Origin of the sequence: Brevibacillus parabrevis (assembly GCF_022701015.1) — a bacterium.
GTDB lineage: Bacteria > Bacillota > Bacilli > Brevibacillales > Brevibacillaceae > Brevibacillus > Brevibacillus parabrevis.
Genome location: NZ_CP064090.1, coordinates 3,252,920 through 3,275,445, shown reverse-complemented (window position 1 = coordinate 3,275,445; position 22,526 = coordinate 3,252,920). Strand labels below are relative to the sequence as shown.

The window sequence follows — 22,526 nt, the reverse complement described above, 5'->3', positions numbered from 1 at the left end:
TTTAAAATAATATTAAGTTTTTGTAAACCTCCTTTACAATTGCTCATAAAAACACCTGTCTCCCCAAAAAGGATACAGGTGTTAGTCTTGCCATCTATTGTTTTTTTATCTTTAATGAGTGGCCACGATCATGCAATCTTTCTGTTTTTTGGCCTCGTACATCAACGTGTCTGCCTTATGTGTCAACTCCTCAGCTGTTGCAGCATGATGCGGGTAGGAAGCGACGCCGATGCTTGCCGTTACGCCGGACAGCGATTGTCTGACCTGGTTTTGAATCCGCTCGCCGATTGCCAGCGCTTGCTGTGTATCCGCATGCTTCAGCAATACGACAAACTCTTCGCCGCCCCAGCGCCCGACCGTGTCCTGGCTGCGGACACTCGCTTGCAAAATCGCAGCGAACTGGCAGAGCAACCGATCCCCTTCCATATGACCATGGCAATCATTGAATTTTTTAAAGTTATCCAAATCGATGAATAAGAGCGTAACGGGATATTGCTGGATTTTCGCCAGCTTGATCTCGCGGATCAACTTGTCCAAAAACCTGCGATTGACCAACACGCCTGTAAGCGAGTCGTGATAGGCCATTTGGCGCAGACGATTTACGTATGTTCCCAACCTGTACCCAGCTGCGATCTGGATCATAGCGGCCAAGGCGACGAATGACACCGTCGACAGTTCGGTAGGCAACCCACATACAAAGAGCCAAATCATGATAATCAGACAGGACACACCCATGCCAATCCAGCGTGAGTCCAAGGCACACTCCACCTCCGGTCCATCCAATGTAGCAATACATTACATAAGACCCACCGAAACAATCGGAAATGGGTCCTTTGTCCTTATTGTTAGGAATATTTTACCTATGTTTATGTCACTGTTCAAGAACCAATCTGCTAAATCTCATGTTCATCTATCTGAATTAAGTGAATTATACTTGTTTTGTCGGAATTTTCCCATTTATCTCAACCCTCTTTTTTTTCGCTTAACGGGTACGCTATACTTACAAAATAAACTTGATCGATCAGGGGGAATGAATTGCATGGCCTGGTTTCATCACATTCTTGCCCGCTACGACACCACCATCTGGATTCGTGTCATCGGGACCATTCTTACGACTTTTGCAGGCTTTATGCTTCGCCCATTCCTCGCCTTCTATCTGTATGACAAGATGGACGGGAATCTGCTCGTGGCTGCTATGGTCACCAGTCTGCAGCCGTTGACGAGCATCGTCTCCGGTTATTTCGCCGGAAGTCTCTCTGACCGCTACGGCCGAAAGCCGCTGATGATCGCCGCTTTGCTGATCGAAGCGATCTCGATGGCTGGATACATCTGGGCCGAGTCGATTTTTACGTTTGCCGCCCTGACCGTCCTGAACGGAGTCGGCGCTTCGCTGTTTTGGCCTGCTGCCAGCGCGCAAATTACGGATGTCGTCCCTGAGGAAAAGCGCAGCGAAGTTTTCGCCCTTTTGCACACAGCCCTCAATCTCGGCGCTGCGGCTGGCCCGCTCATCGGCGTCGCCATTTACAAAATCAATCCGGCCATCGCCTTTGGCCTCTGTTCCTGTACGCTGTTCGTCTACAGTCTGCTCATCTTCTTGAAGATTCCTGAGACACTGCCAGATCACATCAGAGCGCAGGCGAAACAGTCCGCCAAAACCGCTCAAGGCCCTCGCCTCAAGCTTTCCGAGCATCCGACGCTCTTCTGGATGACGCTTGCCGCCATCCCTGTCTCGCTTCTGTACTCTCAGGTAGAAATCATTTTGCCTCAGCATTTGCGGACACAGTACACGGACTTTCTCAATGTCTTTGCCACCCTGATGACGATCAATGGCGTGCTGGTCGTCTGTTGCCAAATCGCGATTGCCAAGTTCGCGGAGCGCTTCCCTGCGCATCGGGTCATTCTCGTGGCTTACCTGTTTTTGGCCTGTGTCGGGTTTGGCTATGGCTGGGCACCTGGCTTCCTCATCCTCGTGCTCGCGGAAATTTTGTTCACCATCGGCGAGATGCTGTACGGGCCGCAAATTCAGAAAGCGATTTCTGTGATGGCCCCCGAGGAGTACCGCGGCCGTTACTTCGCCATCTTCGGGGCAAACTGGGGGATTACCGGAACGATCGGCCCTTCTGTCGGAGCCGTCGCTTTCAGAGGAATCGGCGGTGCGTTCTGGTTCTCGATTCTCGGACTGCTCCTGTTCATCGGCGGACTTTTTCAATACCGTTTTGTCAAAAAAGCGACGCTTGCCGAGCATGCGGAAAGCGGGCAGTCGCTATCCCAATAGCATCGAATCTGATTACGCAAAAAGCCAGATGCGGAAGGCGGGGTGCCACTCGTCAGCATGCTGGCTTTTTCCTTTGCCCAGTTGTGTGTTCAGGTGAATTATGATTGCGAAAACAGACCAGCGTTCCTCGTTTCGTTTCTGGCAAATGCTATCGGCTGCATCGTTTCGAAAACGATGAATTGGGATCAATTGGAAGGGGAAGCCTATTTGTATTGCCACAAACTGACAAACGGGAGTGAGAAAAACGTATGCCCCGTATCGATGCGGTTTCGACAGCCGTTCCCCCTCATGAGATTACCCAGGAAGATTCCATGCAGCTGGCCCGGCATTTTTTCCAGGATGCTTTTCCTGATATCGATCGGCTGCTGCACGTATTTGCCCATAGCAACATCCAGAAACGGCATTTTTGCATGCCAATGGATTGGTTTTCCGACGATCGGCCTTTCGCGGAAAAAAATCAGCTGTACATCCAGCATGCAGAAGCTTTGTCGCTTGAAGCAGCACGAAAATGCTTGCAAAAAGCCGGGCTGGAACCGACCGATATCGATTGCCTCGTATTCGTATCGAGCACAGGGATTTCTACGCCCAGCATCGATTCGCGCTTGGTCAACAGCCTGGGGCTGCGCTCCGACATTACCAGGATTCCCCTGTGGGGATTGGGCTGTGCCGGAGGAGCGATGGGCTTGTCCCGTTCCTGCGAATACACAGGCGCCTATCCTCGGCGCAGAGTGCTGCTCATCAGCGTGGAGCTGTGCGGGCTGACCTTTATCCGGCAAGATTTGTCCAAAAGCAACCTCGTTGCCACTTGCCTGTTCGGTGATGGAGCAGCCGCTGTCGTGGTTAGCGGCGACAGCGTCCCTGTCTCAAAAGGCGCTTCTGCACCGAGCATACAGTTTTGCGACGCTCGCACGACAACGTGGCCGGACACCCTTGACGTCATGGGCTGGGAGCTGACCGAGCCGGGGCTGAAGGTGATCTTTTCCCGCGACATTCCCACGCTGATTCAGACGTACATGCGCGAAAATGTCGACCGTTTCCTGACGCCGCATCAAACGACAGTGGAGCACTTGCGCCATTTTATTTTTCACCCAGGCGGTGCAAAAGTGATCGACGCCTATCAATCCTCCCTTGGCATCGACGCTGCTGCAACCCGCCACTCCGAGGAGGTGCTGAGCCATTTTGGCAACATGTCATCCCCGACTGTGCTGTTTGTTCTGGAAAAAAGCATGGAGCAGCCGTGGAACCGCGGCGATCGCGGCTTGGTAGCTGCGCTTGGGCCTGGGTTCAGCTCCGAACTGCTCCTGCTGGAAGCGAGGTAGATGAGATGCTGTTCTTTTGGTTGGTGATCGCTGCTGTCGGTCTGCAACGCATGGGCGAACTGCTGCTCGCCGCGCGCAACGCCCGCTACGTTCGCTCCATCGGCGGCGTGGAGATTGGAGCCGGACATTACAAGTACATCGTGCTTTTCCATGTGCTGTTTTTCGCAAGTCTCATAGCCGAAGTCGCCTCCACGAATCCGGCCGCTGCCCTTCCCGCTTGGTGGGCGTATAGTTTCGGCTTGTTCTTGGCCGCTCAGGTGCTGCGCTACTGGTGCATACGCAGTCTGGGCAAACGCTGGAACACGCGAATCCTCGTCATACCGGGTGAACAGCCGATCCGGCGAGGCCCTTACCGTGTCATGCGCCATCCGAACTACCTCGTAGTCGCAGTTGAGCTGATCACCCTGCCGCTGACGTTTTCTGCCGTGACCACAGCCATTGTCTTCACGATATTAAACGCCTGGCTGCTGTTGCGCGTAAGAATACCGCTGGAAGAAAAGGTCGTTTATGAAAGTGAAAAATAACCATGCAGATATTCGAAAAGAGGGATAAGCGGAATTACCATGTGTAAAATTCCGCAAATGGTGAGTATGCGAACAAAATCAAGCCGCACAACACTCTGTTCGTATGCCGATTATGTCAGCTACGCTGGCACTGGGGCTAAATAGACACCATGACGCAAGAATGTATATTTCAAAGATTAAAGGAGGATCATTGAACTTATGTTCATCGGTAAAGTGTTGACCCTTATTTTAAGTCTAAGCATTCTTCAGCCCATTGCTCCGAAAGACCCATTAGACGTTGATCCCAATAAACCATTAGGAAATGTTGCTCCGCTTAAAGTATCTGTATCGCAATTTGAAAAAACTTATCACAAAGACATTTTACTCCCTCAGTCCATTCCTTTTACCCCCACGCATACAGGTGGTCGTTTTAATGAACTTCTTCAGCGATTAACGGTTGATTACTACAACACTCAAACAAATGAGCTACTCTCTATATCCATTTATGTACAAAGCAATAATCCTCTAAAAATCCAACCGGAAATGATCACCTTGGTGGATGGTACCAAAGCTGAGTATCTTCATGCAGATAATTACATGGCTGATTTTATTCGTTTCAAGAAAAATAATTTATTTTACGAAATAGGAATTGCAAAAAATGGTAAGAGCGAAAAAATGGATGATTTATTAAAAGTAGCAAATTCTCTTGAGTAGCAAAAAAGGCGCTCGAGTCATGTTTAACCCGAGTGCCTTTTTTTAAAGTTCATATCGAATAAATCCTGACCCTTTACATCCAGTTTGTCCTTCGCCACCGCAGTTTGCTTTTAAAAAGTAATTACCCGTATAAGGTGCTGTGAAAGAATCCCAAGCACCACCGTTACCAGATCCAGCAGTTTTATTTGCTATCAGTGTGCTAGATTGACCATCAAAGTAATAAACTCCAAAACCTACACCATGCGTACTCCCACTATTTTTCCATTCATAGTAAACGCTATCACCTTTAAAAATAAACACAAAATCTCCAATGACAGAATGTTCAGTTGGAGGCATAGTAAGCTTATAATCTTTCGCCGAAGCTATTACAGAACCAATCGTCAGCATTAATGAAAGGGCAAACATGAAAACGATGCGAACTTTGGGATTATTTAGCTTTTTGACCACCACAATCCCTCCACCTTTCGATTCAATCCATAATTTACCATATACAGTTTCGTATGTATACTGAAAATAAAGTCTATTTATGTCGAATACTAGATTTTGTTCCTTGCCTTCATTGAAATCACTTTTTCGCCTTTTGTAGGTGATACTCGCCAAAAACAAATGGTTACATTCATACAAAATGTTGTCCAGTGGGTAAGTAAAATGAATAAAGAGCAGAGAAGTTTCCCTCCTGCTCTTTCTGTTATATTGTGCAAGGAATGAGTTGAGCCGCAGTTCCGCTATTTCGTCCACTCGCTTAACAAGACTCTTTCTCAAACCTGCCCGTTAGTTTACTTGGCCCCATCAATCAGTCAAACATTTTGTGTGTGATTACTTATTTTTATTGGTTATAATGAACTTTCTATTTTTCAATTCTACAGACTTTTTTCCTATTTTCATGTTTACTTATGGGCAAATCGAGGAATAGAAAAGAAAAACGTTACCCATACCCGAGAGGTGGAGCCATCGTGAATCGTACTAATATAGTGGAGCCTCTGGACACAAAACGAATGATTGTTCGCGACTTCTGTACCTTGATTGAGACTTTGCCCAATCAGGATGACGCTGCCAGCATCCAAAAGTTTCTCCGTTACTTGCAGAGCCTGCTCCGAATCAAGCAAGTCATCCCGCCCATGGTGGAGATCATGACGATTATCAAATCGCTAAAGCCTACTCTCTATCATTCGGCCCGGCGCACGATCATGCCTACCAGCAATCTGCACATGCTCTTCCAGCTTGAGATGGACATGCAGTTGGCGCAAGAGAGATTGCGCCAATATGACAAGTAAAAGATAGCGTCCAGGCTTACTTCAAGTTCTCCGGATTGAGGCACTCCAGTTCCGGGATGACGAATCGGCCATCTTTACGGATCAGGACGCCATCAAACCAGATTTCTCCCCCGCCCCATTCCGGGCGTTGGATGGAAACCATGTCCCAGTGTACAGAAGACTTGTTTCCGTTGTACGCCTCGTCGTAACATTGCCCTGGCGTGAAGTGGAAGCTTCCGTCGATTTTTTCGTCAAACAAGATGTCTTTCATCGGATTGCGAATGAAAGGATTGACCCCGATGGCAAACTCGCCGATATAACGAGCGCCTTCGTCTGTATCGAGAATTTCGTTCAGTCTTTGGCTGTCGTTTGCGGTTGCTTCCACGATTTTGCCATCCCGGAAGGTCAGGCGAACATTTTCAAAAGTGAAGCCGTGGTACGGTGTAGGCGCATTGTGGGTAATGGTTCCGTTCACCGAGTTTTTCACCGGAGCCGTATACACTTCGCCGTCAGGAATGTTGCGCAGTCCTGCACATTTGACCGCAGGGATGTCTTTGATGGAGAAAGTCAGGTCTGTTTCCGGTCCTACCAGACGAACTTCATCTGTCCGGTTCATCAAGTCAACGAGGCTGTCCATCGCCTTGTCCATTTTTGCGTAGTCCAGATTGCACACCTGGAAGTAAAAGTCTTCAAATGCAGCCGTAGACATGTTCGCCAATTGGGCCATAGACGGGTTCGGATAGCGAAGCACGACCCATTTTGTCTTTGGTACGCGAACGTTCATCACCGGCAGCTCGTACAGGCGGGAGTACATGCCCAGCTTGTCGCCCGGCACATCTGCCATTTCGTTGATGTTGTCGGCTGCGCGGATGCCGATGTAGCCTTGCATTTTTTCCATCAGAGCTACTTCGTGTGCCGCCATTGCTTTTAATTGCTCTTCGTTGCAATTCATGGCGATCTCACGGCTGACAGCCGGATCGATCAGCTGAACGTGCGGGCTGCCTCCTGCCTTGTAAATCTCACGAACCAGGGCCGCTACCAGTTCAGGCGTTTTTCCTTTGGCATTGATCAGGACATTTTCTCCTGGTTGTACACGAACGGAATAGTTAACCAAGTTGTAGGCCAATTGCTCCAAGCGAGAGTCTCTCATGCGTGACACACCCTTTTTAAATTTTCTGATTCCAATTGTATTTTTGCTGATAAATCTCGACAAGTCAATAAAATTTATTTTATCAAATACACACAACAACAAGCCAGCCTTCGTCTACCGAGCATGCTGGCTTGTTGCTGTCATCACTCTTCCTTATTATTGCGCTGTGCCTCTGTCCTCGATCGTCCCCATTTTGTAAATGTCGCTCAGCAATTCTTGCGTAGTCGCCAATCCCTCTGCGTCCTCTTCGTCCACCTGATACAGCGTTGCGTCCATGTTCCCTGCCTGCGTGATTTGCCCGCTCGGTGCTTGCTTGCGTTCTTCTCTCATCTTTCATCTGCTCCTTCCGCTTTTTTCATCGGTATAGTGTGCGCGAGCCCCGCCTGATTTAGCCATCGCGGGAAAAAGATGAGAAAAGACGCCTTGCCCAAGTAGGCGAAGCGTCTTTTTATCGAGTGATTTACTTGTCGCTGTCAGATGCAGGAACCATTGGGCTCCAGCCAGTTCTGTTTGTGATATCTTGTGTTGCGTTGCGTCCGATTGTAACACTCTCATCTTCTTTTGGAGCAGCAGCCCAGCCAGCTGAAGGAGAGAATACTGGTGTTTTGTCACCGAGAATGACGAATTGATCTTCATTCGGCAGCGCAGCCCAGCCGGAGTTTGGTGCTTGCACGACTTGGAAGCTGTTTTTTGTAACGAACTGGTCTTCTACTGGCATGAAAGCCCAGCCGCTGTTAGGCGATTGCACGATTTGGTAATTGTTTGTCGCAACAAATTGATCTTCGTTCGGCATGAGTACCCAACCGGATGCGGAGTTTGCCGAAGGAACGAATGTTCCGCTCACAAATACATACTCATCTTCACCTGGAAGCTTAACCCATGCGCCTTGAACAGGTGCTCCTGCTTGCGTTTGGTTAACCACTGGTGCTGTCGTAGTTGGTGCCGCTGTTGTTTCAGCTGCTGGTGCCGCAGTCGTAGTAGAAGCTTCTGTTGTATTCACGGAAGCTTCCTCGGCACAAGCTCCTTGTGCAAACAATGCTGCTCCCAAAACCAAAGTACCCATCATCAGTGTGCTGCTTTTTCTCATATGTGTACACTCCATTCTCCTAGTACACACATTGTCTCCCGAAATGCCCCTGACCTGCTACCCGCTTGACAGTGCTACATGCATTGCTTCATTTTGCGCAAGAAGTACGTGAATTGCTCGACTTCTTCATCGCTCAGGTTTTCTAGCAGTTTCGCAACCAGTGCCCTTCTCTGGCACAAAAGTCCTTCCAGCATCGGAATCGCTTTTTGCGACAGCGTCACCCAGACGACTCTTCGATCCAGCTCGTCACGAACCCGATCGATGTAACCGACTTTCACCAGCCGATTGAGAGCAATCGTGGTTGCACTGTTGGACTGCTTGAGTATGGTCGCCAGTTCAGAAACCGTACTTCGCCCTTTTTGATGAAGCACGCGTAGCAAGATAAACTGCTTGGGACTAATCAACCCTTCCTCTTCCAGCCAATGGCTGATAAAGAAGCGGGCCATCTCGACAAATGCTCGATCCAGTTCCTCGATTTTACTGGCGCGGGACATGTCGCTCACAACATCACCTATTTTCAGAAAGTAAATAATATAAGTACTTTTACTATAAAACTATATAGGCAAAGTACATGAAGATCAATAGACCTTCCAAAATTATTTCTTTCCGCGAAAGATATGTATGAGCCGAGACAAAGTGTTTACTATTTAATATTTTTACTGTAAAACTTATCTGCAACATCATCTTACCTCAAACAGGAAAAACTGACAATAGGCGAAGATGGCAAAATCGTGACAGCAACTTTTCTCCTGGCAAGCAGGCATTTATTTCCTTGAATCTTATTTCGTATCCATTCGTATTGCATGTATAATAAAGGAGCAGTCTCGTCTACTGGACGCCCTTTTGTCCACGGCAATCCGTTGCCAAGAAACCATGTACATAGGAGATCAAGTCGATGGAACAAGCCAAAAGCTCAGCGAAATGGAAAACAGAATTGCTCGACTGGTTAAAATCGTTTGCCTTGATTGGTGGTTTGACTGCCTTCATCTACGTGTTTGTCATGGCTCCCTACGTCGTTCAAGGACGCTCGATGGAGAGCACACTGCACGACCGTGAACGTGTCATCGTCAACAAGGCGATCTATTATCTCAAGGAGCCTAAGCCAGGCGATATCGTCATCATCCATCCGGATGCGAGCGGCGATAACTGGATCAAACGTGTCATTGCCGTAGCCGGAGATACCGTCGAGGCCAAAAACGATCAGGTGTACATCAACGGGCAACCGCTCAGCGAAGAGTATTTGACCAACAACAAGCTGCAAGCATCAGCTGCCGGAGTGGTGTTGACGGAAGACTTCGCTCCGATTACGATCCCGGAAGGTAGTGTGTTCGTGATGGGAGACAATCGCAACAACAGCATGGACAGCCGCGTCATCGGCCCCGTCAAGCTTGACCACGTAGTAGGTCGTGCAGAGGCCGTCTATTGGCCGCTGACGGATATCCGCCTGCCGAAATAACGACCTGCTGTCTCACAAGCATATGCAGGAATAGGAAAAGCCGCTCCTTGTAGAGCGGCTTTTTTCTGTGAAAGCGGCGAGACATTTTCGCTGAAAGGGGGGTGGTTACTTTTGAGCCGTTGCCTTTGCAGACAAGTAATCTTCCAGCGTCAGGCCCGCTGCCATGATGTCTTTTGCCATGTCTTTTCCTACATAGCGCAAATGCCATGGCTCATAGGCGTATCCTGTCGTGTCTTCCTTGCCTTTTAAATAGCGGATGACGAAGCCGTACTCACCACAATGCTCGGCCAGCCATTTCCCTTCCGGCATTTCTCCAAACGATTCCTCCAGCCTCGTTTTCACATCGGCGCCAGAGACGTCCATCGCAAGCCCTGTCTGATGCTCGCTTTTTCCCGGCACAGCGCTGTACGCCGCGGCGTGCTCCGCTCCTTGTGTCTGTACATACGTCTCGTACAACGATTTTTGCGTCTTGTACGAACGATAGCCGGAAACCGCGTACAGCTCGATGCCATCCTGCTTGGCAGCTGCAAACAGTTCCTCCAGCGCCTGGGCGGCTTCTTGGCGCATCATGCGTTTTTCCACTTTTTCATCAAAAGGAAACGGGACGTTCGGCTCCACCAGATCAGGTGGAATATAGTCAGCAGGCAAGGCCCGCTTCTTGTTTACGACAACGGCGAGATCAGTCGGGTTCGTAACCGTCGGGACTCCATTGACGTCCTGGATTGTCTCCGCCAGTGATGCCCATTTGCTGCGAGAGGAATCTCCCGCGGTTGGCTCCGCTGTGTTTGTTTGTGTACCATCTGCCGTTGTCGCTGTATTCCCTGCTGGCTGGGACGGATTGTTTGTCGAGAGCAATCCATCCAGCGATGGTGCCTCACATCCACTGAGCAGCGCTACGGATAATGCGGCGACGATGGCAAGACCATTGGTGCGATTCTTGTTCATGACCTGTCCTCCTGGTTCCATACAGACACATATGTTCTGCTTTACCTTACCATGGAGTTAGACGAAAAAAAAGGACGGATTGTCACGCTTTTGCATGCATTGTTTCTTTTGCAATCGTCTGAATAAGCGCTGGCAGCCAAGATTCGAGGGTCAAAAAGGCAAATCCTGCGGCAGCTGCCTTGCTGTTGTCCATGAAAAAGGAATGGGGAAATCCAAAAGGCGACTGGTCGGAAGGAGCGGTTTCTGGCTGAATGCGCGCCGGTTTCCCCACGGCTTGCGCAATGTTGTCGAGCAAAGCTTGCAGCGTCACCGTGCCGTGCGAGTTGGCATTGACTGGCCCTGTCACAGAACCCGTTCCCGCCCATTGCAAAAATCTCGCGGCTTCGCCAGCGTGAATAAAGCACATGGTCGCTTGCGGATTTTCCAGCCCGATCGGCTGTTCCTCGTGGACATGTTCAACGTGAAAATGCAGTCGGCGCGTGTAGTCCTCTTCCGCAAGCACGATCGGAAAACGCACGGCGACAACAGGAAAGGCATCCGTCTGGAAAAATACCGCTTCGGCCTGGCGCTTGCCTTCCTGATAGCTGACGCCCTCGCGAGTTCCCGGGCGCAGCGGATACGTATACGGATCAAACTCTTCCTCTTTCAGCGCCTGCTCCGCATAATCATAGACGGACAAGGTAGAGGTCAACACGTATTTGCCGACCTTGCCGCGAAAAACTTCACATGCGTCCAGCGCATTTTGATAGGAATAACAAATGTTGTCGTACACGATATCCCACTGCTCTTCCCCCGCGATTGCCAGCGAAGCTTTATCGTCGCGGTCAACTACAAGCCGCTTCACCTGCGGCGGCAAGTCTACCTCGGTCAAGCCTCTCGTCGCCACAGTCACATCTGCTCCCGATTCAATCAGCAGATGCACAAGACGCTTGCCAAAAAAGCGGGTTCCCCCGAGTACCAATACTTTTTTCAATGTCGCTTCCACCTTTCGCTCATGCGAATTTATTTGTTCAAGGCGATCACTCTCGCGCGCTCATCCCAGCTAACGGCATATCCGAGCTTTTCCGCGACTTTTTTGACCGGGAGATACTCCATGCCGTTTACGGTGAGGGCGTCTGAACGGAAGTCTTCTGAGCCCGCGCCCAAACCGAGCAGCAATTTGTCCGCTTGCACATACGCGATGCCTTTTGCGACCAGCTTTTGCTCGGCCAAAAAAGGGTACGTCTGCCCATTTACCGAGATGGCAAACGGCTCTCCCGCTTCATACGAAACTTCCGGCGGTTCAGCGGCTGTATAGGCGATGGCGTCGACGCCCAGCACAGTCCCTTCTCGCGTATTGTCCGCTCCCCCGTACATTTTGCCTGTCTCAAAATCGTAGACGATCGCCTGCACATTGCCGATATCCGTCGGCTCCTCGGCAAAGACATGACCTTTTGCCATCAACTGCAAAATGGCGTCCTGATCAATCCCCGCTTCCCAGGAGACATGCGGATATTCGCTGGAAAAAAGGCGTGGCGCACGGATCGCCTCCTCAATACTCATGCCGTGGTCAATCACATTCAGAATTGTCTGCGACACGGAAGCGATAATCGTCGATCCGCCTGGCGAACCGATAACGAGGAACGGCTTCCCGTCTTTCAGCACGATCGTCGGTGTCATGCTGGAGCGCGGACGCTTGCCAGGCTCCACCTGATTGACACCTCCAGGTACCGCGTCAAAGTCGGTCAGCTCATTGTTGAGCATAAAGCCGTAGCCTGGCACCATCACACCGCTGCCAAAGACGTCCTCAATCGTTGTCGTGTACGAGACGAGATTGCCCCATTTGTCCATAACGGAAAAATGAGTCGTCTGCTTGACTGGCGAATTGTCGATCAGCTTGAAGGCAACCTCAGGCTTGCGACCAGAATCGAATCGCCACGGATCGCCAGCCGTTACTTGCGAATTGGCTTTTTCTTCTCCAATCAGCTTGCGCCGTTCTTTTATGTAATCGTCGTGGAGCAGTCCCTGCTTGGGCACGGGATACACATCCTCGTCTGCCATGTACGCCGCCCGGTCAGCGTATGCGAGGTGGTTCGCTTCTATCAGATGATGCAAATAAGTCACGGACCCGAAGCCGTCCTGCTGGTTGTTGTACCCTTCCATCAGCTTCAAAATCTGGATCATGGTCAAGCCACCCGAGCTGGGCGGAGCCATGGAGATCACCTCATAGCCGCGAAACATGCCGCGGATCGGCTCCCGTTCCTTGACCTGGTAAGCCTTGAGATCATCCATCGTCATCGTGCCGCCTGTGCGCTGCACTTCCTGGACAAGCGCTTGCCCAATTTCCCCTGCGTACAGAGCGTCCGGTCCTTTGTCGCGAATCAGTTTCAACGTTTTTGCCAGATCGGGCTGCACGAGAATTTGCCCTTCCGCAAGCGGTTGTCCTTGTGGAAGGAACACCTTCGCCGCAGTCGCATACTTTTCGAGCTTGTCGCGCGACTTGGCGATGTAGTCTGCCGTCACCCAGTTGACGCGCACGCCTTTTTCCGCCAGCTCGATGGCAGGTGCAAGCACTTGCGGCAAATCCCACGTACCGTAATCGTCCAGCGCTTCTGCCACGCCAAGCAAAGTCCCGGGCACACCGACTGCCTTGCCGCTAGTATGCCGCTGTTCAAACGGGATCGGCTTTCCGTCCGCTTGCAGAAACATGTCAGCGGTCACCTTGGCCGGAGCGACTTCGCGGCTGTCGATAATCGTAATTTTATTCTGATCCTTCAAGTAAATCAGCATAAAACCACCGCCGCCGATTCCTGACATGTACGGCTCTGCCACATTGAGCGCCAGCTGGATTCCGGCAGCGGCATCAATGGCATTTCCGCCCTTGGCCAAAATGTCGCGGCCAACCTGTGCGGCCGCAGGGTGGGAGACCGCTACGATTCCTTTTGTGGCGCCATCTACGCCTTCCGGAACGCCGGGAACTTTGGCAATGGCAAACTGCGCAAGCGAACAAACGACAACGAACGAGAGGGCTAGCACTGTCCTTTTTTTCATACGATCCCCCCTGGTTATTGCTTCCTTTTGCTATTATTATAATTTTCAGCATTTTTTCCGGTCAACCCGTCCACTCTCTTGCCAAGAAAAAAACACTCTCCCGAACGCGAGCGCTGTGCCTCGTCGGAAGAGTGTGCATCATTCCAATCGTTTTTTGATTTACGGCATGATCACCAGATTGCTGACAACAGGCCGTTCCTTCCCGCCAGAAGGCTTGTTCAACAGTTTGCCGTTGTAATAAAACGCGCTGGAACCGCCGCCATCGAGATTGTATGCATCGACAACGTGAAATTCTTGCAATTTGCGCTGTGCTTCTTCGAGCGTAACCCCATTGCTCCAGCCTTCTCTTCTGCCATCGATCACGATGACGAGCAAGTCGCCGTTATCGAAGTGACCGATGAGCGTGCGCGGCTGGCGAGCGTTCGCCCAGGCGCGGGGAATCGGCAAGCGTTTCCCGTCCTGGAGCAGCCTTGGCAAGAAGCTCGCCCCTTGCAAAATGCCCTGCTGGGTAATTTGCGCCTGGGTCTTGATGTTCGCTCCCACCAGGTGGCCTTTGTTGTTGAAGCCGACGAAGCTCAGATTCGAATTGTTGGAAAACGTGCGAATCTTGCCGTCAACAACGGTAATGCCGAGCGGCTGGAGATAGCCTTTGCTGTCGCTCATGAAGCCTCCGGCATTGATCGCCAGAACAGCTCCCGTGCGCTTGCCGGCATGGCTTGTCGTCTCGCCTTTGCTTTTGACCGAGTTGTTCGCCAGGACCATCTTCAAGGCGCTCGGGTCCTGGAGGCGAACTTTCGCCATATATCCGCGATAGCCCGCTTCTTGCAGCGAATATACTTTGACGGTCGACTTTTTCCCGAAAGACTGCCCGATTGGATTGCCGAGCATGTTCGACAAAATCGTGTCCAGCACATCCGCCGACTTTTGTGTCTGCGATCTGCTCGTCACAAGCAAGTTGTTGATGTGCTTGTTTTGCTCTTCGTAATCTTTTTGCTCCGCCTTGGCGCGATCGCGAATATCTTCCACGACAATCTCGACGTTGCGCAGCTTTGTCTTCGTGTCATCCAATTGCTGCCCCAAGTCATCCGCCAGCTTTTTCGATTCGTGTGCCGAGAGCGCCAAACCTTCTGCCTGCAACGTTTCCGCAGGCTGGATCGTGGAAAAGGCAACGAGGAAGCCGAGAGCTGGTGCCAGCAGGAACAGGAAAAAGCGGTTGACTTTACCAAGCACGAGCGGCATCCTCCAGTTTTTTCAGCGACGCCTTCAAATCAACCAGTTGCTTGTTCAGCTGGTCAATCCGATCCTGCAAGGCTTCTTTTGTTTTGTTCGTTCCGCCGATTGTTTCGCCTGTCAATTGCAGGTCTTCCTCCAGATTGCCAAGACCAGCCTGCACCGCTTTCATCTCGTCCTGCACCGTCACCAGCTGCTCTCCCAAAGCTTGCATCTGCTTCTGGTTCTCTTCTTGTATCTGATTGATCCGCAGGTTCACAAATTGCTGCTGCTTGTCCAGCGTATGGGCAGCAAAGGCGTAACCTGCATAAGCAAGTCCTACCCAAACCAGTACAGCGAGTGCGATTGGCAGCAGTGGTCGCTTGCCTTCTGTTCTGGAGGGAAACAATGCCTGCAGCAGGCTGCCTCGTTTGCGTCTTCCCGCCTGCTTCCCGTTCGCCGGGAGTGGCAACGTAGTTGACGAAGTCGATGAAGTTCCCATGTATTTGTCGTTCATCGGCCCCCTCCTCCTTTCTGTGACATAGAATGAGGTTTTATTATAACATAGATTATTTTTCGACAAACCGTTTGCGAAAAAAGTGGAATTTTTGGTCAAAAAAAGCAGATACCATCGCGATTCGTTGCGACGATATCTGCTCTTTTCGGTTGCAAGTCTCTCCACGTATTCATCAAAGTGGGTGGGCCCGCCTGGTTATCGCTATTTTCCCAGAGTCCACTCTCTTTCCAGCGTACGGTACAGCTGCTGCAAAAACAGGAGCGGCTCCCCGGAAACGGCATGCTCTTCCTTGTAGTCCAGCTTCTTTTGCAGCATGCTTGCGAGCTGTCTTCCCAGCTCCAGCTTCTTGTCTTCTGACAGCGTCGCTTGTCTCGTCATAAAGGTAGAAAGGAGCACCCAGTCCTCCCGTGTGAACGACTGTTTTTGGCTTTCGGTCAGAAGTAGCGGCTCTTGGAACGACGCCAGGCTCTCCGCTTTTTTGCGCTTGTTTTTTTGGAAAAGGCCAGTGCGTCCGCCACCCTCTACCACGACGATCGTACCTGCGACCAGATCGCCGATGCGCTTGTCTCGCGGATGAAAAAACGAGACCAGTGCCCCGAGAAAATAGCCGGATGGGAGGCCGTCAATGATGCGGAACAGATTGCGAATCGTCGAAGACAAAAACGTCGCTGGCTGGCCGTTGTCGCGGATGACGCGAATCCCCATCCATCTTTTCCCCACGGTTTGTCCCGACCAGAGCGCCTCCAGAAACAAGAAATAGCCGAAGTTGAGGACAAAAATCAGGAAGAGCCCGATCGCGAATGCATAGTTGTCCGCATCCAGGAAAAAATTATCTTTCCTCCCAAAAATGACTATACCGATCACAATAAATACAGTAAGATTAACCAGGAACAAAATGACGGTGTCGATGAGCTGAGCGGCGGCACGACTGCCCAATCCCGCTGTCTGGAATCGCAGCATGACATGCTCAGGTGTGACAACAGACGCTTCTCGGCTCGCCTGGTTCATGGATGGATTTTCATTCATGCCGGTTCGCTTCTCCCTCTCATTTTACTAGATAAGGAGGCCATATCCATGGATATTACCTCGTTTTGGCACAAGCATAAAGCAGCTTGGGCCGAACTGGAACAACTGGTCGAACGATTCACCCGCAAGCAACGGCACATCACAGCCGCAGACATAGATCGTCTGACCCATTTGTACAAAAAAGCTTCCGCTCATCTGGCGCTGGTTCGCTCGTATCATCCAGCAGACGAAATCACGCTTTACCTCAATCAGCTCGTCTCCCGCGCCCACAACTTGACGTACAAGCAGCAGTCCGGGAGCTGGCAGCAGCTCAGACATTTTTTCGGCGTCCATCTGATTGCGCTGATGCACACTCGGATCAGCTTCATCGGGATGGCCGCCCTGCTTTTTGTGATCGGCGGCGTATCGGGATTCGTCGCGGTGCTGGCTGATCCGCTCAACCTGTACTACGTGCTGCCGCAGGGAATGGCCGAGCAGATCGATCCGTCCAGACTCGGCGAGGGGCACGACGCCATCAACAGTCCCGTTATTTCTACGATGATCATGACCAATAACATGAAAGTCGCCATTCTCGCTTTTGTGAGCGGGATTACGTTCGGACTCGTTCCGATCTATCTGCTGCTGTTCAACGGACTGTTGGTCGGAGCATTGGCTGCCGTCTATTTTCAAGCCGACAGCAGCTACGCTTTCTGGGCGTACATCTTGCCGCACGGCGTCATCGAGCTGACTGCGATCTTCATCGCCGGAGGAGCAGGCTTGCACATGGGTTATCGTCTGCTTGTGCCAGGCCGCTACGACCGCAAACATCAGTTTTTGGAGGCAGCCAAGGAATCAGCCCAGCTGTTGCTCGCCACTTTGCCGCTGCTGTTTGTGGCGGGGATCATTGAAGGCTATATCACACCTTCCTCGCTGTCCCTGGAGGTAAAATACCTCGTCGCGGCTGCCACCATGCTGTTGCTCGCCCTCTGGTATTTTTTCGGGCGAAGACGCCAGGCTCACAATGCCTCGCGCGCTTTTATATCCAAATAAGCATTGATCACCGCGAGCGTCAACTGATCGGCCGGAACATCGAGTACCTGGATGCCCGCGCCGGTCATTTTTTGTTGAAAAGCTTTGCGGTCGAGCTGAAAACGCTGTGCGACTGCCTTGACGTACGCCAATCGGCTGTTTTCCACCGGGACTTGACTCCACTCGTGCAGCACCGGATCGGCTTGCGAGAGCAGCAAAAACAAGTGCGATCGGCGCATTTTCCACAAATAGCCGACGAGCAAATCTTCCACCAGGTAATTTTCCATGTCGGAAAAAAGCACCATCAAGCTGCGCCGCTTTTGCTGGCGATGCATAAACTCCAGCGCCTTGGCCGGGTCTGCCTCGACAAAATCGTGGGACAAGTCGTAGCTCGCTTCCAAAATCGTGTGCAAATGCCCCATGCCTCGCCCTGGCGGTATGTACTTCTTGATCTCATGCGAGTAAGCCAGAAACGCTACCTGATCTCCCTGACGCAGTGCGACAGCGGCGAGCGTGATTGCCGCTTCCAGCGACTGGTCAAGCCTGCTCTGGTTGTTCAGCTCCACTCCCATCAGCCTGCCACAGTCGACGAGAATCGTAATGACTTTCCCGTGCTCCGGCCGATACTGGTTCGTCATCAGACGCCTGGAGCGCGCAGACGCCGACCAGTTGATCGTGCGCGGATCATCGTCCGGCACGTATTCGCGGATCGCATGAAATTCAGAGCCCGCCCTCGCCCGCCGCACAATTTTTTTGCCGTCGACAATCAAGCTTTCCTGCAACGAGTTCAAATAGCCGCGAACTTGTGACAAGTCCGGGTAAATTTTGATCGCCTGGGGAGCAGCAAAACGGCTTTGCCGATGCCACAACCCGATCTTTCCGCTCCAGCGCAAGTACAGCCAGCGAAAATCATAACGCCCCCGCTCCGTGCCGCGCGTCTGGTAGCTGATACGCGATTCGCCGCTTTCCATGATGCCATGGATCGGCCCTGTTTCCGCAAAAGACAGCGGCAGGTCATCCTGGAGAACAAAAGACACGGACTGACCGCTTTTGTTTGCCAGCTCCACCTCGACCATGAACGACTGTCCCATATCGCTTTGCTCAGGAAGCACGCGGCGAAGCTCCAGGTCCTTGCGCTTGGGCAGCGTCAGCCAATCAAACAGGCTCGCCAGCAAGATCAAGGCGTTGTACAGCCAAAATGCCGTAAAGCCCGCCTGAAGCACAAAGCCGACGATAGCAATCGGCGCGCCGAGCAGCAACAGCACGAGCAGCCGCTTCGTCGGCAAAACGAAGCGGTCTGCCAACAAATCAGCGAGGAACCGGGATAGCGGCCAACGTTTCTTCGATGATGTGGTCACTGGTACCCCCCTCCAATTCTACCTGGGGTGACAGGATGAGACGGTGCCTCAAGGCAGGCCGGGCAACCATCTTCACATCATCCGGCGTCACATACTCTCTGCCGTCCAGAAGCGCCCAAGCCTTGCTGGCCATCAAAACGGCAATCCCCGCGCGCGAGCTGGCTCCGAGCAGCAGCCGCTTCGTTTCTCGCGTCTTGCGAATCAAGGTGGTAATGTACTCGAAAATCGAATCGTCGACCACAACGTCTTGCAGCTTGCGGCGCTGTGCCAAAATATCGTCCAGACTGTAGACTGGCGCTTGTTTTTCTTCTTGCTTTCGCGTAAACGGCGCGTGTTGAATCAGGATTTGCTTCTCGCTTTCGTGCGACGGATACTGCATCGTCAGCTTGAACAAAAAGCGGTCGAGCTGCGCCTCTGGCAGCACGTAAGTTCCTTCGTACTCCACCGGGTTTTGTGTCGCGACGACGAAAAACGGATCGGGCAAAGGGTACGTGACGCCGTGAATCGTCACTTGCCCTTCTTCCATCGCTTCCAGCAAAGCTGCCTGGGTTTTCGGCGGCGTGCGGTTAATCTCGTCTGCCAGGAGCAAATTGGCAAAGACAGGGCCTTTGATCGTCTCGAAGCGATTGTCCTGCATGTTGAATACGACATGGCCGATGATGTCAGAAGGCATCATGTCCGGCGTAAACTGGATTCGTCTGCTCTCCCCGCCGATCAGTCCCGACAAAGCACGAACCATTTTCGTCTTTCCGATTCCCGGCACTCCTTCCAGCAAAACATGGCCGCCAGCGAGCAAGGCGGTCACGAGCAGCCGGATGTTTTGGCGTTGTCCAACCAATTCTTTTTCCATCTGTTGCAACAATGGCTCCACGATGTATACGTCACTCCTTCATTAATTCCGTAATCATTTCATCCAGCAAAAGACTGTCTGCCAAAAGCTGCTTCGCCGAGTATTTCTCCTGGCTGCGCACTCGTTCCAGACGCTCCAGCACATCAGCGAGCTTCTGGACGCGCGGTTCGCTCCACCGCTGCTTGGCACTGTGCAAAATTTGTGCGCGGTCCGCTTTTTGGTGAATCCCCCAGCGGTCGTGCAGCAACTGGCGCAAGTACGCCTCCCTGTGCGCGAGCGCATCACGCGCAAGGCTTCGCCGCTCATACCAGCTCGCCACGGCGAGAAGCGTTTCGTCCCCGCGTCGCACCGTCCATTCGCGCAAAGTGTAGACAGGGCCAAACCGTTTCCCTTTCCACCAGACGAACAACAGCAACACAAGCGACAGCTGAATGATGGTCGCCACCAGCCAGCCGGGATAAATCGCCAGCAAACCCGGCGTCTCCTGCAACCCGTGGTGATATTCGTCTATCCAGATCACGGACCAGTTTTCTTGCAAATGCGGCCATACCGCCTCAAAATGGGACAATTCGTTTATTTTGCGGTTCGTCAACCAATCCGGGACGAGAAAATACGAGACGCTTCCAGCCCCCAGCTCGACTTTGCCTGCAAGAATCCCTTGCTCGTCATAAAACAGCGGCTCCAGCCCATCTGCTTCCTGCCATCTGACAAGCGTCCTGGCTTTTCCGCTCTGTCCTTCTGGCAGTCCCTGGCCTTGAATATTGCGTTCTTTGCTTGCACCTTCGCTGAATTTCGGCTCAAAGGGCAAATCTTCCCAATCGATTGGATGCTCGGAAAACAGAAGCAGGTCGTTTCCGCTCTCGACCCACTCAAGCAGGGACTCCTGTTCCTTGTCCGTCAAGCTTTGCGGCTCCACGACCAGGAGCGCCTGTCCAGACGCTGTCGGCAGCATGTGAGTGGGCTGACGCCATTCCTTGACCCGTCCGCCTTTCTCTTCCAGCAAGAGCAGTACAGCCTTGATTCCGTCCGGCTGAGCGGAAGACGCCAGGTAAGGCGGCAAGTGGGTCGCTGCGGGCTTGACCACAAACCAGCCGACGACGATGAGCAGCACGATCGCCACGATGATGCCGATCCGATACGTTCTCAGGCTATTCATGCTGTCCCTCCTTGCCAAAAATCTGCTCCAGCTCGCGAATCCGCTCTGCATAGCCGGATTGATCTACTTCTACTTGCCCGTACCAAGCCTGCTCGAAGGCGCGCGCAAAACGGCGAAACTGCCCTTCTGCCTGCGGCTGGTTGAGTTCGATTTCCGCTGCGTATTCCCAGTTCGTCTTCCATTGCTCGATCCGAATCCACGACTGCTTTTGCATGTAGACAAGCAGCGCCAAAAACAGCGAGCGCTCCCCTGCACGCCAATCACCGCGGGCAGCGCATTCTTTTGCTTCCCGCAAGTAATCGGCGTGCGTGCGAATTTTTTCACCGTGAACGAACAGGGGCGACTGCCGCTTTTGTTCCCATACCATTCTGCGGAACAGCCAAAAAATGACCGCGATCAGCAAGCATGCTCCGACGATCAGGACAACGGTGGATGCCGTCGTGGCAGCCCCCGCCGGAACTTCTGACCACGAAAAAAGTTTGGAAATCAAGTCGATCAAAAAATCGATCACTCTCTCCCAGAGGCTTGGCCCGTTGTCCTGAAGAGCGTGAAATTCGTCCCTTTGCAAAATTTCCTGCAAATGCTCCTTGTCCGCTGTCCAAGGGTTTGCGTTACTCATGGGTAGCTCCTGAATCTTTTGCCAAAAGGCGGTCGATATCTTGATCCAGTTGTTTGCTCATGAGGGCTTCCAGGTCCGTGCCGTCTTTGCGGACGCGCAAATCGAAGTAGGCGAGCGCATAAACAATCGCCATCCACGGCATCAGCAGGCAACTGAGCACGACCATGATGATTTGGGAGATGACAGACGTTCCCATAATGCCCATGACAGCCACCTGGATGCCGCCGGAAAAGATCGAATACAGAATGCTGAGCACGAGGTAGATCGCAAACAATCGCCAAAAATTTCCTTTTGTCAAATTCCAGCTTTTGTCGATCCCGATGCCGTTTCTTTCAAACAGGACGAGCGGCAGGTAAAAGCTCCATCTGAGCAGGAAATAACCCGGGACGAGAACGATTCCGGCCAAAAACAAGATGTAGCCGAACAAAAAGACAACGATAAAAATAAACGGACTCAACGTGCTGTCGGAATCGAAGAACGTTTCGATCGAATTTCCGGTAGCCAGCACCAGCAAGAAGCCGATGAGCATAAAGACGAGCAGAAAACCGATCGTCAAGGCGACCGCCAGCAAGCCGTAAACAATCGTGCTCCCCACAAGCGGCCAAAATCTGCCCAATGCTTGCTTCAATCCCGCCTTCAAATCAACAGGCTGTTCCTCCAACGCAGACTTCGTCATGAACGTGGCACCCGCGATCAATTGCGGATAGGCAACAACCATCGTCAATGGCGCAACGACGAACGCATACAGAAGCATCATGGCTACGTTTTGGGTGAGCAAATCTTCTTGACCACCAAACTTTTCACCCATTGCTTCCCAAAATTCCAGCCCTTCCGTATCCTGCATGAGCAGCGGAATGCTGCTGACATCGATCAGGAGCAACTGCTGCACCAGCAGAAAAGGGCCAAACCAAATAAGAGCCAGGAGAAAGAACGCTCCGAAGTGCTGACGGTAAACGTTAAAGCTTTTGTCCAATAATTTCCCCACTCCCATTGGGGTCATTGGCATTTGATTCATGGTAAATCCTCCATCTCTCTTTTTGAGATTACCTGA

Annotated in this window: 24 protein-coding genes; 7 read left to right on the top strand and 17 right to left on the bottom strand. The window is 51.8% G+C overall.

Translation table 11 applies throughout. The annotated features are described in order from the left end of the window. Positions 1-111: 111 nt before the first annotated feature. Positions 112-756, bottom strand: coding sequence for a GGDEF domain-containing protein (locus IRJ17_RS15690; RefSeq protein ID WP_122965139.1), 645 nt, complete (start codon positions 754-756; stop codon positions 112-114). Positions 757-1,039: 283 nt separating this feature from the next. On the opposite strand from IRJ17_RS15690, the gene IRJ17_RS15685 reads away from it, so the two are divergent. From IRJ17_RS15685 to IRJ17_RS15670, 4 genes are all read left to right on the top strand, one after another. After that, positions 1,040-2,275 (top strand): MDR family MFS transporter, encoded by a 1,236-nt coding sequence (locus IRJ17_RS15685; protein WP_173596467.1) that lies wholly within the window; start codon positions 1,040-1,042, stop codon positions 2,273-2,275. Between the two features lie 248 nt (positions 2,276-2,523). Next, positions 2,524-3,594: a type III polyketide synthase gene (locus IRJ17_RS15680; RefSeq protein ID WP_122965137.1), complete on the top strand. Its 1,071-nt coding sequence runs from the start codon at positions 2,524-2,526 to the stop codon at positions 3,592-3,594. Between the two features lie 5 nt (positions 3,595-3,599). Further along, a complete protein-coding gene (locus IRJ17_RS15675) occupies positions 3,600-4,118 on the top strand; it encodes an isoprenylcysteine carboxyl methyltransferase family protein (protein WP_173598902.1) in 519 nt (172 codons plus the stop codon). A 198-nt stretch (positions 4,119-4,316) separates the two neighbouring features. Continuing rightward, the gene (locus IRJ17_RS15670; protein WP_173598903.1) at positions 4,317-4,811 is read left to right on the top strand and encodes a hypothetical protein; all 495 of its coding nucleotides are present in this window, start codon (positions 4,317-4,319) and stop codon (positions 4,809-4,811) included. A 42-nt stretch (positions 4,812-4,853) separates the two neighbouring features. Here IRJ17_RS15670 and IRJ17_RS15665 read toward each other — a convergent pair whose 3' ends face one another. After that, complete coding sequence (locus IRJ17_RS15665) at positions 4,854-5,549, bottom strand: hypothetical protein (RefSeq protein WP_242771078.1); 696 nt, start codon at positions 5,547-5,549, stop codon at positions 4,854-4,856. A gap of 215 nt (positions 5,550-5,764) precedes the next feature. Between IRJ17_RS15665 and IRJ17_RS15660 the strand changes: the two genes are divergently transcribed. Next, the gene (locus IRJ17_RS15660; protein WP_122965135.1) at positions 5,765-6,085 is read left to right on the top strand and encodes a hypothetical protein; all 321 of its coding nucleotides are present in this window, start codon (positions 5,765-5,767) and stop codon (positions 6,083-6,085) included. A gap of 16 nt (positions 6,086-6,101) precedes the next feature. Here IRJ17_RS15660 and IRJ17_RS15655 read toward each other — a convergent pair whose 3' ends face one another. From IRJ17_RS15655 to IRJ17_RS15640, 4 genes are all read right to left on the bottom strand, one after another. Beyond that, positions 6,102-7,214, bottom strand: coding sequence for an aminopeptidase (locus IRJ17_RS15655; protein WP_063229818.1), 1,113 nt, complete (start codon positions 7,212-7,214; stop codon positions 6,102-6,104). 156 nt (positions 7,215-7,370) lie between these two features. After that, positions 7,371-7,544 (bottom strand): hypothetical protein, encoded by a 174-nt coding sequence (locus IRJ17_RS15650; protein ID WP_167470326.1) that lies wholly within the window; start codon positions 7,542-7,544, stop codon positions 7,371-7,373. Positions 7,545-7,674: 130 nt separating this feature from the next. Then, positions 7,675-8,301, bottom strand: coding sequence for a hypothetical protein (locus tag IRJ17_RS15645; protein ID WP_122965134.1), 627 nt, complete (start codon positions 8,299-8,301; stop codon positions 7,675-7,677). Between the two features lie 74 nt (positions 8,302-8,375). Continuing rightward, the gene (locus tag IRJ17_RS15640; protein ID WP_122965133.1) at positions 8,376-8,804 is read right to left on the bottom strand and encodes a MarR family winged helix-turn-helix transcriptional regulator; all 429 of its coding nucleotides are present in this window, start codon (positions 8,802-8,804) and stop codon (positions 8,376-8,378) included. A gap of 392 nt (positions 8,805-9,196) precedes the next feature. On the opposite strand from IRJ17_RS15640, the gene lepB reads away from it, so the two are divergent. After that, positions 9,197-9,757 carry a signal peptidase I gene (gene lepB / locus IRJ17_RS15635; protein ID WP_122965132.1) on the top strand — a complete coding sequence of 187 codons (561 nt, stop codon included), beginning with the start codon at positions 9,197-9,199 and terminating at the stop codon, positions 9,755-9,757. 105 nt (positions 9,758-9,862) lie between these two features. Here the strand turns inward: lepB and IRJ17_RS15630 are convergent, their stop codons facing one another. From IRJ17_RS15630 to IRJ17_RS15605, 6 genes are all read right to left on the bottom strand, one after another. After that, entirely contained in the window at positions 9,863-10,702 is an 840-nt protein-coding gene (locus IRJ17_RS15630) for a M15 family metallopeptidase (RefSeq protein ID WP_122965131.1), read from the bottom strand. Between the two features lie 82 nt (positions 10,703-10,784). Next, positions 10,785-11,675, bottom strand: coding sequence for an NAD-dependent epimerase/dehydratase family protein (locus tag IRJ17_RS15625; RefSeq protein ID WP_122965130.1), 891 nt, complete (start codon positions 11,673-11,675; stop codon positions 10,785-10,787). Positions 11,676-11,704: 29 nt separating this feature from the next. After that, positions 11,705-13,732 carry a gamma-glutamyltransferase gene (gene ggt / locus IRJ17_RS15620; RefSeq protein ID WP_242771076.1) on the bottom strand — a complete coding sequence of 676 codons (2,028 nt, stop codon included), beginning with the start codon at positions 13,730-13,732 and terminating at the stop codon, positions 11,705-11,707. A gap of 159 nt (positions 13,733-13,891) precedes the next feature. Then, positions 13,892-14,962, bottom strand: a complete 1,071-nt coding sequence (locus IRJ17_RS15615; protein ID WP_122965128.1) for a phosphodiester glycosidase family protein — start codon at positions 14,960-14,962, stop codon at positions 13,892-13,894. Further along, entirely contained in the window at positions 14,952-15,458 is a 507-nt protein-coding gene (locus IRJ17_RS15610; RefSeq protein ID WP_122965127.1) for a coiled-coil domain-containing protein, read from the bottom strand. Before IRJ17_RS15610 ends, IRJ17_RS15615 begins: the two co-directional genes overlap by 11 nt. A gap of 201 nt (positions 15,459-15,659) precedes the next feature. Then, positions 15,660-16,484, bottom strand: a complete 825-nt coding sequence (locus tag IRJ17_RS15605) for an RDD family protein (RefSeq protein WP_122965126.1) — start codon at positions 16,482-16,484, stop codon at positions 15,660-15,662. A 48-nt stretch (positions 16,485-16,532) separates the two neighbouring features. Here IRJ17_RS15605 and IRJ17_RS15600 point away from each other — a divergent pair, with 48 nt between their 5' ends. After that, positions 16,533-17,513 carry a stage II sporulation protein M gene (locus tag IRJ17_RS15600; protein WP_122965125.1) on the top strand — a complete coding sequence of 327 codons (981 nt, stop codon included), beginning with the start codon at positions 16,533-16,535 and terminating at the stop codon, positions 17,511-17,513. Here IRJ17_RS15600 and IRJ17_RS15595 read toward each other — a convergent pair. From IRJ17_RS15595 to IRJ17_RS15575, 5 genes are read right to left on the bottom strand one after another with little or no spacing between them, the layout of a single operon-like run. After that, positions 17,480-18,850 (bottom strand): DUF58 domain-containing protein, encoded by a 1,371-nt coding sequence (locus tag IRJ17_RS15595; protein ID WP_242771074.1) that lies wholly within the window; start codon positions 18,848-18,850, stop codon positions 17,480-17,482. The two genes, IRJ17_RS15600 and IRJ17_RS15595, sit on opposite strands and share 34 nt — an antisense overlap. After that, positions 18,801-19,721 carry an AAA family ATPase gene (locus IRJ17_RS15590; RefSeq protein WP_122965123.1) on the bottom strand — a complete coding sequence of 307 codons (921 nt, stop codon included), beginning with the start codon at positions 19,719-19,721 and terminating at the stop codon, positions 18,801-18,803. Before IRJ17_RS15590 ends, IRJ17_RS15595 begins: the two co-directional genes overlap by 50 nt. A gap of 10 nt (positions 19,722-19,731) precedes the next feature. Continuing rightward, on the bottom strand, positions 19,732-20,856 hold the full coding sequence (locus IRJ17_RS15585) for a DUF4350 domain-containing protein (protein ID WP_242771072.1): 1,125 nt from the start codon (positions 20,854-20,856) through the stop codon (positions 19,732-19,734). After that, positions 20,849-21,475, bottom strand: a complete 627-nt coding sequence (locus IRJ17_RS15580; RefSeq protein WP_122965121.1) for a DUF4129 domain-containing protein — start codon at positions 21,473-21,475, stop codon at positions 20,849-20,851. The genes IRJ17_RS15585 and IRJ17_RS15580 overlap by 8 nt, the downstream gene beginning before the upstream one ends. Continuing rightward, positions 21,468-22,490: an ABC transporter ATP-binding protein gene (locus IRJ17_RS15575; RefSeq protein ID WP_122965120.1), complete on the bottom strand. Its 1,023-nt coding sequence runs from the start codon at positions 22,488-22,490 to the stop codon at positions 21,468-21,470. The genes IRJ17_RS15580 and IRJ17_RS15575 overlap by 8 nt, the downstream gene beginning before the upstream one ends. Positions 22,491-22,526: the final 36 nt, after the last annotated feature.

What these genes read in the sequence shown, in the direction of transcription:
- IRJ17_RS15685 (WP_173596467.1), top strand. Translation starts at nt 1,040, where the DNA reads ATGGCCTGGTTTCATCACATTCTTGCCCGCTACGACACCACCATCTGG.
- IRJ17_RS15680 (WP_122965137.1), top strand. Translation starts at nt 2,524, where the DNA reads ATGCCCCGTATCGATGCGGTTTCGACAGCCGTTCCCCCTCATGAGATT.
- IRJ17_RS15675 (WP_173598902.1), top strand. Translation starts at nt 3,600, where the DNA reads ATGCTGTTCTTTTGGTTGGTGATCGCTGCTGTCGGTCTGCAACGCATG.
- IRJ17_RS15670 (WP_173598903.1), top strand. Translation starts at nt 4,317, where the DNA reads ATGTTCATCGGTAAAGTGTTGACCCTTATTTTAAGTCTAAGCATTCTT.
- IRJ17_RS15655 (WP_063229818.1), bottom strand. Translation starts at nt 7,214, where the DNA reads ATGAGAGACTCTCGCTTGGAGCAATTGGCCTACAACTTGGTTAACTAT.
- IRJ17_RS15650 (WP_167470326.1), bottom strand. Translation starts at nt 7,544, where the DNA reads ATGAGAGAAGAACGCAAGCAAGCACCGAGCGGGCAAATCACGCAGGCA.
- IRJ17_RS15645 (WP_122965134.1), bottom strand. Translation starts at nt 8,301, where the DNA reads ATGAGAAAAAGCAGCACACTGATGATGGGTACTTTGGTTTTGGGAGCA.
- lepB (WP_122965132.1), top strand. Translation starts at nt 9,197, where the DNA reads ATGGAACAAGCCAAAAGCTCAGCGAAATGGAAAACAGAATTGCTCGAC.
- IRJ17_RS15630 (WP_122965131.1), bottom strand. Translation starts at nt 10,702, where the DNA reads ATGAACAAGAATCGCACCAATGGTCTTGCCATCGTCGCCGCATTATCC.
- ggt (WP_242771076.1), bottom strand. Translation starts at nt 13,732, where the DNA reads ATGAAAAAAAGGACAGTGCTAGCCCTCTCGTTCGTTGTCGTTTGTTCG.
- IRJ17_RS15610 (WP_122965127.1), bottom strand. Translation starts at nt 15,458, where the DNA reads ATGAACGACAAATACATGGGAACTTCATCGACTTCGTCAACTACGTTG.
- IRJ17_RS15605 (WP_122965126.1), bottom strand. Translation starts at nt 16,484, where the DNA reads ATGAATGAAAATCCATCCATGAACCAGGCGAGCCGAGAAGCGTCTGTT.
- IRJ17_RS15600 (WP_122965125.1), top strand. Translation starts at nt 16,533, where the DNA reads ATGGATATTACCTCGTTTTGGCACAAGCATAAAGCAGCTTGGGCCGAA.
- IRJ17_RS15585 (WP_242771072.1), bottom strand. Translation starts at nt 20,856, where the DNA reads ATGAATAGCCTGAGAACGTATCGGATCGGCATCATCGTGGCGATCGTG.
- IRJ17_RS15580 (WP_122965121.1), bottom strand. Translation starts at nt 21,475, where the DNA reads ATGAGTAACGCAAACCCTTGGACAGCGGACAAGGAGCATTTGCAGGAA.
- IRJ17_RS15575 (WP_122965120.1), bottom strand. Translation starts at nt 22,490, where the DNA reads ATGAATCAAATGCCAATGACCCCAATGGGAGTGGGGAAATTATTGGAC.